2 protein-coding genes are annotated in these 2,909 nt (G+C 70.8%); both read left to right on the top strand.

What is annotated here, in order from left to right; translation table 11 throughout:
• Positions 1-133 precede the first annotated feature (133 nt).
• Complete coding sequence (locus R6V09_RS50060; protein WP_317888077.1) at positions 134-1,243, top strand: hypothetical protein; 1,110 nt, start codon at positions 134-136, stop codon at positions 1,241-1,243.
• Positions 1,240-2,565, top strand: a complete 1,326-nt coding sequence (locus R6V09_RS50055; RefSeq protein WP_317888076.1) for a hypothetical protein — start codon at positions 1,240-1,242, stop codon at positions 2,563-2,565. Before R6V09_RS50060 ends, R6V09_RS50055 begins: the two co-directional genes overlap by 4 nt.
• Positions 2,566-2,909: the final 344 nt, after the last annotated feature.

Raw genomic sequence — 2,909 nt, 5'->3', positions numbered from 1 at the left:
CGGTCGCCGGGGGCACGGCCGCGGCCGGGGCCGCGCTGCTTCTCGTACGACTACGACGTCGGCGGCGCCGTACGGACGACGGTCGGGTGGCCGAACCCCCGCGTACGGAAGTCGAGTTGACGGGAGCGGTGATGTGAGCGGCAAGGTGCGGATCTCGGCGCTGGTGGCGGCGGGCGCGCTGCTTCTGCTGCCGTTGGCGGGGGCGACGCCTGTCGCGGCGGCCGAGGGACCGAAGGTGACGCTCTCCAAGTCGCAGGCGGGGACCGGCGGTTCGATCACCGTCTCCGGCAGCGGCTGGCGGACACACACCCTGCTGATGGTGCTGATCTGCGGGCAGGCCACGCCCGCGCGCGGGGTGATCGGCGGGACCAACTCCTGTGCCAACGCGGACGGTCGGGCCGTCACGACCGACGCCAAGGGCGTCTTCAGCAAGAAGCTGCCGGTGTCCGAGCCGCCGGTGCCCTGCCCGTGCGTGGTGCATGTGGCGACGGTGACCGGGCCGAGCGCGTCCGCGGACTCCGTCTTCCAGGTGGCGGGCCACGCGGTCGAACCACTCCCCGCGGAGCCGTCGACGGGACGGCTGTCGGTCATCTCCGACACCCGGCTGGACGGTTCGAGCGGGCTGCTGACCTGGTTCGGGGCGCCGGCGTCCCGCACGCTGGTCTTCACCGTCGGCAACGCCGGCTCGTCCCCCGTCAAGAACCCGGTGTTCCAAGTCGGCACCTCCCACGGGGTGTTCGCGCCGCAGTGGGACGACCAGCAGTTCAGCGGCACGATCGCGCCCGGCGGCAAGGCGGAGATCAAACTCCCGGTCGAACTGTCGGCCGGGGCGCACGGCGACTACAGCGTCTCCCTGAAGTACGGCGGCCGGGTGCTCGCCGAGGAGCCGTGGGGCGTGGGCCGCCCCTGGGGCGTGACTCTGTTCTGGATCCTGCTCTGCGTGGTCGTACCGGCGGCGGTGTTCCGTGTCGGCATGGCCGTGGTGGACCGGATACGGCCGCGCAAGGCGGGCCGCAGCACGGGCCCGGCCCGGCACCGGGGCCTGCGGCAGCGGCTGCCCGAACAACTCACCCTGCGCCTGCCGAAGTCCGGCACGGCCACCGCACCGCACACAGCCCCTGTGACCTCGACCCTGCCGTGGTTCACCCCGGACTCCGATCCGGGCACGGCCGGTCGGCTCTCCGCACCGCACGACGACAGTCCGACGAGTCCAACGACTCCCACCAGGAAGGGACTTCAGTGAGAAAGCGAAGGAGAGTCATACCGGCCGGCGGACGGAGGGCGGGTGCGGCGGCTGCCGCGTTGATCCTCGGCGGCGCGGGTGTCCTGCTCGGCGTGAGCGCCGGGTCCGCGCAGGCCGCCGAGGTGTCCTACGCCACCCACTGCGTGCCGCCCGCGGGCATCGACCCGGTCGACGGCACCACCAAGGTCGAGATCACCGCGCCCGCCACGGCGAAGGTCGGTGACACGGTCGACGTCGTGTGGAAGTTCACGCAGGCCGCGTCCAAGAACCCCGACATCATCGACCTGCCCGCCAACTCCGTTCAGCCGTCGGGGACTTTGAAGGCGGGAGGCGCGCAGACCGCCGACATCGCGATGGTGGGACCGCGCGAGAACCCGGCGATCCCCAAGGGCGGCGCGATGACGCTGTCCGACATGAAGGGCACCCTGAAACTGACGACGGCCGGCGAGGTGACACTGACACCGGACGCGTACACGGTCAACGCGTTCGGGACGGACACCAAGTGCGCGCCCACGGTGACGGTCCCGGCGTCGGCGACGATCGAGGTGACGGCGGGGGACGGCAGCTCGTCGAGCACGTCACCGACTCCGACGGACTCGACATCGGCATCGACATCTGCATCGGCGTCGGAGTCCGCCTCCGAGTCCGCGTCGAGCAGTCCCAGCGACTCGGCGTCCGCGAGCGCGAGCGACGGCACCGGCCAGACGGACTTCACCGGGAAAGAGGTCTCCGTCCCGTACGCGTGCAAGACGCCGATCGGTGACAAGAGCGCGACCTCGCCCGTGCAGATCAACGCCAAGAAGGACGGCGGGAGTTACGACCTCACCGTGCAGTTCAACGGCTCGGTGATGGATAGCCCCGCCGACATCCCGGCGAACTCCGTCAGTCCCTCGATGGAGGTGGTCCTCGGCGGCGCCGACTCGGGCACCGTGCATGTGGAGGGACCGACGAACTCTGCTGCCATCAAGTCCGGCGACCCGATCGAGATCCCCGACCTGACAGGCACGTACAAGCCGGGCGCGAGCGGTACGTCGACGCTGGCTCCAGGGGTCCTGACGGTCAAGGCGCTCGGCACGACGACGACCTGCACGCCGACCAAGTCCGAGGTCTCTCTGACCCTGGACACCACGGAGCAGGCGAGCGGCGCGTCGGGCAGCACGTCGTCATCCGGCGGTACGTCGACGTCGACCTCGGGTGGCTTGGCGGAGACTGGCTCGGACAGCCATGGCGGTCTCAAGGCGCTCGGTCTGGTGTCCGGTACGGCGATCCTGTTGGGTGTGGCGGTGTTTACGTTCCTGCCGGGGCGGAGGCGACTGCGGTAGACAAGTGCGGGTTGGCCACTCGCTTCTTTGTCAGTGTCGGGCTGGAGCGGCCCGAGTAAAGGGCGCTTCGCTTCGCTACGCGTCGCCTGCGGCGATGGCCCTGCGGGCCACCCTTGACTCGGTCCACTCCAGCCCGTTTGAGAAGCGAGCGAGCGGCCGGGAGGAATGGGGGGCCGAGGTCCGCCAGCCCCTCACGTCGGCTGCGTTGCGGGCCGGGGTGGTGGGGCGCGTCAGCGTCTCGCCTGCACGCCGGGCCGGCTTAGCGGCCACCCGCCGGTGGGGGGAGGAGGCCCGGGGGGTGGGGTGGGTGCCGTAGAAGTGTGTCACTTCCAGGGAAAGTGACA

It is taken from the genome of Streptomyces sp. W16, assembly GCF_033194735.1.
Lineage (GTDB): Bacteria > Actinomycetota > Actinomycetes > Streptomycetales > Streptomycetaceae > Streptomyces.
The sequence above is the reverse complement of the archived record's forward strand: the minus strand, read 5'-3'. Positions and strand labels throughout refer to the sequence as shown.